Raw genomic sequence first — 7,567 nt, forward strand, 5'->3', positions numbered from 1 at the left:
GTATGAAATTCACAATTACGGCGCTGGTACTACTATGCATGTGCTCTCTTTCTACGCTTGCGCAGAACACTTATTCGGTTAAAGGCGTATCTGTTGATAGCGTTGCCAATGTAAAATTGGTTAATACTTCCATCAGTATATTAAACGCTAAAGATTCTACTTTACGTAAGTTTACCAGGGCCGCGGCCAATGGCACGTTCAGTATCACCAACCTTAACAAGGGTAAATTTATTTTGCTGGTTACCTACCCCGGCTATGCCGACTACGTAGAACATTTTGCATTAGACTCCGCCAAAACCACCATGAACTTTGGCAACATTAACATGAACCTTAAATCGAGGTTGCTGAACGAGGTGCTGATAAAGGGTACCGTAGCCGCTATCAAGATAAAGGGCGACACTACCGAGTTTAACGCCAAGGCCTACACCATACAACCCAACTCGAAGGTAGAAGACCTGCTGAAGCAGCTGCCCGGCATACAGGTTGATAAGGATGGTAAAATTACCGCCCAGGGCCAAACCGTACAAAAAGTACTGGTAGATGGCGAAGAGTTTTTTGGCGATGACCCAACACTGGTTACCAAAAACATCCGCGGCGATATGGTGGATAAAGTGCAGCTTTACGATAAAAAAAGCGACCAGGCCACCTTTACGGGGATAGACGACGGCGAGAAAACCAAAACCATTAACATTAAGCTTAAAGAGGATAAAAAGAACGGCTACTTTGGTAAAATTGATGCCGGTATTGGTACCGATGGCTTTTACCAGGGCCAGGGTCTTTACAATAAATTCCAGGGTAAAAAGAAGTTTTCGGTTTACGGCACCTTTGGTAACACCGGTAAAACAGGCTTAGGCTGGAACGATAACAACAAGCTTGGCACCAGCGATGGCATGCAGTTTAGCGATGATGGCGGGATATATTTTATGGGTGGTAACGATGGCGGGCTCGATTCGTTCAGCGGCCAGTACGATGGGCGGGGTATCCCGATAGCCAACACCGGCGGTGTGCATTACGATAATAAATGGAACAACGATAAATACAGCCTTAACACCAATTACAAAGTTGGATCGCTGGAGGTTGACGGTACACGCAACAACAAATCGCAGCAAAACCTGCCGGGCGATTCTACCAACGTAATTAACAGCCTTAGCAACGAAGCCTTTAATAACACCATGTTCAGGCAAAAGCTGGATGCAACGTACTCTATAAAACTGGATACCACATCTAACCTGAAAATATCTGTTGACGGTACCTTAAAAAACAGCGATACCCACACCACCAACAGAGACACCAGCAGAAGGTTGGATAATTCGCTTATTAACGCTAACAGCCGCACCCTAAGCAACGAAGTTGATCAGCGGTTATTTAACGCATCGGCTTTTTATACCAAAAAATTAAAAAAACCGGGCCGTACCATTTCATTGAATGTAGCGGCAGGGATGACAGAGAGCAAGGCAAACGGCTTTTTAAAATCACAGCTCGACCTGTATAACGAGCAAAGCCAGCTTGACAGTAGCCAGCGGGTGGATCAAAAGAAAACAGACAATACCCGTACATCTAAATTTAATACCAACTTAACCTATACCGAGCCGCTTTCTAAATTCTTATCGGTAGTGTTTAATTATGGCTTCAGCTTAAACAACAGCAATGCCGACAGGAAATCATTCGATCAATCGGCACCGGGTAATTATAATTTGCTGAACGATTCGTTAAGTAACCATTACGTTTTTAACCAAACATCAAACCAGGGAGGTGTTAACTTTAACTATAAAAAAGGGAAAAGCAACCTGCGCTTTGGTACACGTATAGCCAATATAGATTATAAACAGGTTGACGAAATAACCGGCAACTCGGCAAGGCGCAACTTTACCAACTGGAGCCCGCAAGCAAATTACTCTTACAAATTCTCTACCTACAGCTCGCTTAGCATAGGTTATTATGGTAACCAAACCCAGCCAACTATCGATCAGTTGCAGCCGATACGTGTAAACACCGATCCATTGAACATCACCCTGGGTAACCCTAACCTTAAACCATCGTTTACCAACGGCCTGTATGGTTACTATAACCTGTATAAGGTGATAAGCGATCAGTCCATCTGGATGAATGGTAACTATAACTTTACCACCAACCCAATTGTAAACAACGTAGTTACCGATGCTACCCTGGGCAAAAGCACCATACAAGCGGTTAACCTGCCCGGCAAAAGGCAATCTAACTATAACTTTGGCATTGATATGAGCCGCAAGCTAAGCTTTATAGGCCTTAATATTAATGCAAGGTTAAACACCGGCGGTAACATTTACTACAGTATGGTAAACAACGAGCTTAACAAAACAAATTCAAATACCTACGGCGGCTCTATAGGCCTGTCTAAATACAAGGAAAAGAAGTTTAACATTTACGTAAGCGGCGGCCCAACCTATACCATTGGCCAGGCATCGTTACAACCCGACAGGAATAACAACGGCCGTGGTTTTAACGCCGATTATTATGTTAATTTTTACCTGCCGGGCAAAATAGAGATAAGCAGCGATGGCCAGTACAAGTATACCGCCGCTACACAATCTTTTGACGATGATTTCCGCCAAACCATTATCAATGCCAGCATAAGCAAATCATTTTTTAAGGCCGAAAACCTTAAACTTGTATTACGCGGCAACGACTTGCTTAACCAAAACTCGGGCTTTACCCGCAGTGCATCAAGCAATTTAATTACCGAGAACAGGTATACCACCATCCGCAGGTATTATATGCTATCGGTAGTTTGGGATTTTAACGGCATGGGCGGCGGTAAAGCTGCAAAAAAATAAGTTAACGGTATAACACAATAGCAATATCAAATGAAAAAGCATTTATTAATATTAATGGCCTGCCTGTTTGGTGGCAGCGCATTTGCACAAAACACGCATTTTACCACAGCGGGTACCATCGAGTACGAGAAAAGGGTGAACATGTACGGCGTAATCAAAAACGTTATAAACAAGGATAACGAAAGCTGGTACGCCCCTGCATTTGAACAATACAAAAAAAACAACCCCCAATTTAAGGTGCTAAAAAGCAGCCTTACTTTTGGCAGCAACAAAACGGTTTACGCCCCGCTGCCTGATGATGCCCCGCCATCAAACAGCTGGTTTAGCGATATGCCCCTGGCGCAGCAAATAAACACCATTTATACCGACCTTAACACCAACTTTAGCATCACCAACAAAAAAGTGTTTGAAGAAACCTTTTTGGTGAAAGATACCGCCCGCAAGATAAACTGGAAAATAACTGACGAAACCCGCGAAATTGCAGGCTACATGTGCCGACGCGCCAACGCGCTGGTGATGGATTCGATATATGTAGTGGCGTTTTATAGCGATGAGATCCCGCTATCAGGCGGCCCTGAGTCGTTTACCGGTTTACCCGGCATGATACTTGGCCTTGCCCTGCCGCACGAGAATGTTACCTGGTTTGCCACCAAAGTTACTGATGTGCCAGTAGCCGAAACCAGCTTAAAAGCACCCGTAAAAGGTAAAGTGGTTACCTACACCGGCCTTAAAACCACCCTGACAAACGTAATGAAGGATTGGGGCGAATACGGTAAAAAGTTTTTCAAGATCTATCTGTTATAGATAAAGGATAAAGATCAAAGACAAAAGAAAAGCCTGTACAGTTTATGCTGTACAGGCTTTTTTTGTGGTGTCCGCCCGCAGTTCCCCTCTGGAGAGGGGGTGTGACGGTATGTGCGCAATGGCAGGGGTGTGTTAGCAAACTTTGCATGGCGATTAACCCCTCCCTAACCCTCCCGTGGGGAGGGAATTAATTTACAACGTAAGCTTCAGCCTGCGCAAATACCCGGCGTTTTTAGCAGCGCTTTGCAGCGGGGTTTCGTTGTGGAAACGGCTTTGCTCTACGAAGAAATAGCGCATGCCGTTATCCTGCCCAACGCGGATGAACTTTTTAAAATCGATAACACCCTCGCCCAGGTCACATGCCGACTCCTCTTTACTACCTGCGGGGAGGCGCTTTTTCAGCACATCGCGCATGTGGGCCAGCTTAAAGCGGCCTTTGTGTTTGGTAATGTAGGCGTATGGATCGGCGCCCTCGGTCACGGCGTAATAGATATCCATCTGGAAGTCCACCAGTTCTTTATCCGTACCGGCAAGCAGCACATCGATAGGCAGCTGCCCGTCTACAGGTTTGTAGGGATAATCGTGCGGGTGGTAGCCAAACCTTAGGCCATGTTTTTTGCAGATTGCTCCGCGCTTGTTAAAATCATCCGCGAAAGTTTTAAAGGTTTCGATAGACTTTTGCGGGCCAAGCCATGGGCACACCAGATACTTCATGCCAATCTCGGCGGCTTGTGATGCCAGTTTATCAAATTCGGGCAGGGTACATGGGTTGTAGTGGGTGCTTACCAGGTTAAGGCCGTAGCCGGCGGCAATCTTCTTAAACTCCATATTGGTTTTGCCCCAAAAGATCCCCTTATCGCTGCCATAGCTTTCTATCTGGATGTAGCCCATTGCGCCCAGTTTTTTAAGGGTGCCAATGGGGTCGCGCTCCATATCTTCCTTTACCATGTAAAGCTGGATGCCCCGGGCAGGTTTTGCCCGCCCGGTGATGGTATCGGCTATGGCAGGCGAAGCGGCCGTTACGGCTGCGATCAGTCCGCTATTGTATATAAATGTTCTTCTGTTCATGTTGGTTTATTGGTTAAATCAAGATGTCATTTCGAACGAGGTACGAGGAGAAATCTTCTACGCCCTGCTTTTACGGCGCTATGCTTGTTCGAATGACAATCGATATAATATTATTCATTTACTTCATTATTCAAAAATTTCCATTCGGGATTTATAGTCGCAATTAAAGCATCTTTTTTCTCTCGCCTCCACTTCTTTATTTCCTTCTCCCGTTCAATAGCATGTTCAATATTAGAGAAATGCTCATAGTAAACTAAGTTATAGCAATAATATTTGCCTGTAAACGACTTGCCTGTGCCTTTATTCTACTTATGTTCATAAAGCCTTCTGCTCAGATCATTTGTAACACCAATGTATAACACCGTTTTATCGTAATTAGTAGTAATGTATACGTAATAATTATAATTCCACATTTTGTTTAAAGTAAAGGGCAGTCATTCGGATACACGCGTTCACTTACTACTCGTAGAAGATTTCTCCTCGTACCTCGTTCGAAATGACATAGTTTATTATAATACCACTTACCTTTATATATCCCTCACTACTACCTCCCCCGTCGTCTTATCCTTTAATATCAGCTTCCGCTCTCCATGCGGCAGTATCTCTTCTTTGATGAGGTAGTACTGCTCGTCGAAACTGGCGAAGTCGGTGGCTATTTTGGTTTGGGTGCTGCCGCGCCAATCTTCTATTTTAACGGGTTCCCAAATGCCGCTTTTGGCGCTGGCGTAGGCCGCGTCGATAATGGCGTTTACCACGTAACCGTCGTAAAAGGTTTCGGCAGGCGGGCGGTTTTGCTCAATGGCCTCAAACATGTCGGTAAACATGTGGTTATAGCCCAGTTCGTTCACCTCATCGCCCACGGGGAAAAGCCAGCCCTGGCTGCTCTCGGCCTTTTCGGCAACGTAGCCGCCGCCCTTGCCGGTGCTGAACATATCGAACCCGGTACGCAAAAAATTGTTTATCCAGATGGTGCCCTCGGTGCCCATCACCTCGTCGCGCAGGTCCATACCGCCGCGAAAGCACCAGCTCACCTCAAACTGCCCTATGGCGCCGTTGGCATACTTTACCATGCCTATGGCGTTGTCTTCGGCATCAATAGGGTGCACCTGCGTGGCCGCCCAGCACATCACCTCAACCGGCTTAATGTCCTTGCCAATATAACTCCGGGCAATTTCAATACAATGACAGCCAAGATCAACTATGCAGCCCCCGCCGCTTTGCTCTTTATCCCAAAACCAATTGCTGTGCGGGCCGGGGTGCGCTTCGCGGCTTTTGGCCCACAAGATCCTGCCCAGCGCGCCGGCCTTTACGCTGGCCAGGCTTTTGTTAAACTTGGGGGTGTAACACAGGTCTTCCAGGTAGCCGCCCATAACGCCCGCCTGTTCTACCATATCCAGCATTTGTTTGGCTTCGGCAGCGGTACGGCCAAGGGGTTTGGTGCATAGCACGTGCTTACCCGCTTTGGCGCAGGCGGCTACAGCGGCAAGATGCAGGTCGTTCGGCAGCGAGATCACCACCACATCCACTTCGGGATGGTTCACAACCTCGTGCATATCATCGCTGTATACAGGAAGTTTATAATCGTTGGCAAAAATTTTGGCCTTGGCAATATCACGGCTGTAAACGGCATGCAGGGTATCAAGCCTGCGGTGTCCGATAAGCGAATCGGCGTAGAAACGCGCGATAAAGCCCGAGCCAAGCATAGCGATTTTCATATAGTAGTATATTTATAATGGTTTGTGTGGTTAAGATAAGCTTAGATATGCAGATATGCAAGTAAGCGATAGCTTAATCAAAAAACACCTTTAAAGGCACTTGTTTCCATAACTTAATTTATCTTCGTGTTCAAATTTATAATTATGGCTAAGGCATCTGAAATTAAAGTAGGAAACATATTACGTTTTAACGGCGAACTGGTATCTGTTACCGAGGTTCTTCACCGTACACCGGGCAAGGGCGGGGCATTTTATTTAGATAAGTTCCGCAATATAAAAACAGGGAAAATTGTAGAAGCACGATTAGCTACTGATGAGCAGGTTGAGATCTGCAGGGTAGAAACCAACGATTTTCAATACCTGTACGAAGAAGGCGATTCGATGGTTATAATGGATAACACTACTTACGATCAGCACAATATACCAAAGGCGCTGTTTGGCCCGTCGGTTAAGTTCCTGAAAGAAGGCATGAACGTTATCGTATCTTTTGAAAGCGAAGAACCGATAATGGCACAAGCGCCAAACCATGTAGAACTTGAAATTACCTACAGCGAACCCGCGGTAAAAGGGGATACATCATCCGGTGCGTTAAAATTGGCCACTACAGAAAATGGGGTAGAAATCAGGGTGCCGCTATTTGTAAACCAGGGCGACAAAATAAAGGTTGATACCCGTACAGGCGAATATGTAGAGCGCGTTAAATAGCCTTTAATTACTCAATAAACGATAATTATTTTATTATTACGGGGACTGTTACCATTTATTTGGTAGCAGTTTTTTTTATGCGTGCGTGTGAAATTTATAAAGAGTTTTTTGTCAACCTTTGGAATTAAGGGAGCTGTTTACTCCTATGAAAATATATCATGTTCATGGTGACAGCGTTTTGTCACCATTTTTATATTGGAAGTATTGATTTTGAGCCATTTACAAAAAGCATGCTGGTTGTGCAAACGTGAACGTGAACATTTGGCATCGTTTGTTGTCCGGAGTGAGCGAAGGGTCTGTTATGTTGGAGGGGAGATAGTGGCGGGGAGCGGGGAGCGGCATGACGGACAGAAAGTATTATAAACAAAGAAACCCGTTATCTTTTGGATAACGGGTTCTTGTTTACTCCGTTAACTAACGGATTAAGATTGGGCACCGACCTGCTCTCCCATCCGTTGGCCA

General features: G+C 45.5%; 5 protein-coding genes and 1 pseudogene. 3 read left to right on the top strand and 3 right to left on the bottom strand.

From position 1 onward, the window contains the following. The first annotated feature begins 2 nt into the window (after positions 1 to 2). Both EWM62_RS12720 and EWM62_RS12725 read left to right on the top strand, forming a co-directional pair. Complete coding sequence (locus EWM62_RS12720; protein WP_129877032.1) at positions 3 to 2,813, top strand: outer membrane beta-barrel protein; 2,811 nt, start codon at positions 3 to 5, stop codon at positions 2,811 to 2,813. Between the two features lie 30 nt (positions 2,814 to 2,843). Next, positions 2,844 to 3,617: a GLPGLI family protein gene (locus EWM62_RS12725; RefSeq protein WP_129877033.1), complete on the top strand. Its 774-nt coding sequence runs from the start codon at positions 2,844 to 2,846 to the stop codon at positions 3,615 to 3,617. Between the two features lie 192 nt (positions 3,618 to 3,809). Here EWM62_RS12725 and EWM62_RS12730 read toward each other — a convergent pair whose 3' ends face one another. The 3 genes and pseudogenes from EWM62_RS12730 to EWM62_RS12740 all read right to left on the bottom strand — a co-directional run bounded on the left by EWM62_RS12730 (position 3,810) and on the right by EWM62_RS12740 (position 6,400). Further along, positions 3,810 to 4,685 (bottom strand): sugar phosphate isomerase/epimerase family protein, encoded by an 876-nt coding sequence (locus EWM62_RS12730; protein WP_129877034.1) that lies wholly within the window; start codon positions 4,683 to 4,685, stop codon positions 3,810 to 3,812. A 110-nt stretch (positions 4,686 to 4,795) separates the two neighbouring features. Further along, positions 4,796 to 5,098: pseudogene (locus EWM62_RS19800) on the bottom strand (GIY-YIG nuclease family protein). A gap of 114 nt (positions 5,099 to 5,212) precedes the next feature. Further along, positions 5,213 to 6,400, bottom strand: coding sequence for a Gfo/Idh/MocA family protein (locus tag EWM62_RS12740; protein WP_129877035.1), 1,188 nt, complete (start codon positions 6,398 to 6,400; stop codon positions 5,213 to 5,215). A 144-nt stretch (positions 6,401 to 6,544) separates the two neighbouring features. Here EWM62_RS12740 and efp point away from each other — a divergent pair, with 144 nt between their 5' ends. Next, complete coding sequence (efp, locus tag EWM62_RS12745) at positions 6,545 to 7,105, top strand: elongation factor P (RefSeq protein ID WP_129877036.1); 561 nt, start codon at positions 6,545 to 6,547, stop codon at positions 7,103 to 7,105. The last annotated feature ends 462 nt before the right edge of the window (positions 7,106 to 7,567 follow it).

Source organism: Mucilaginibacter terrigena (assembly GCF_004168255.1).
GTDB lineage: Bacteria > Bacteroidota > Bacteroidia > Sphingobacteriales > Sphingobacteriaceae > Mucilaginibacter > Mucilaginibacter terrigena.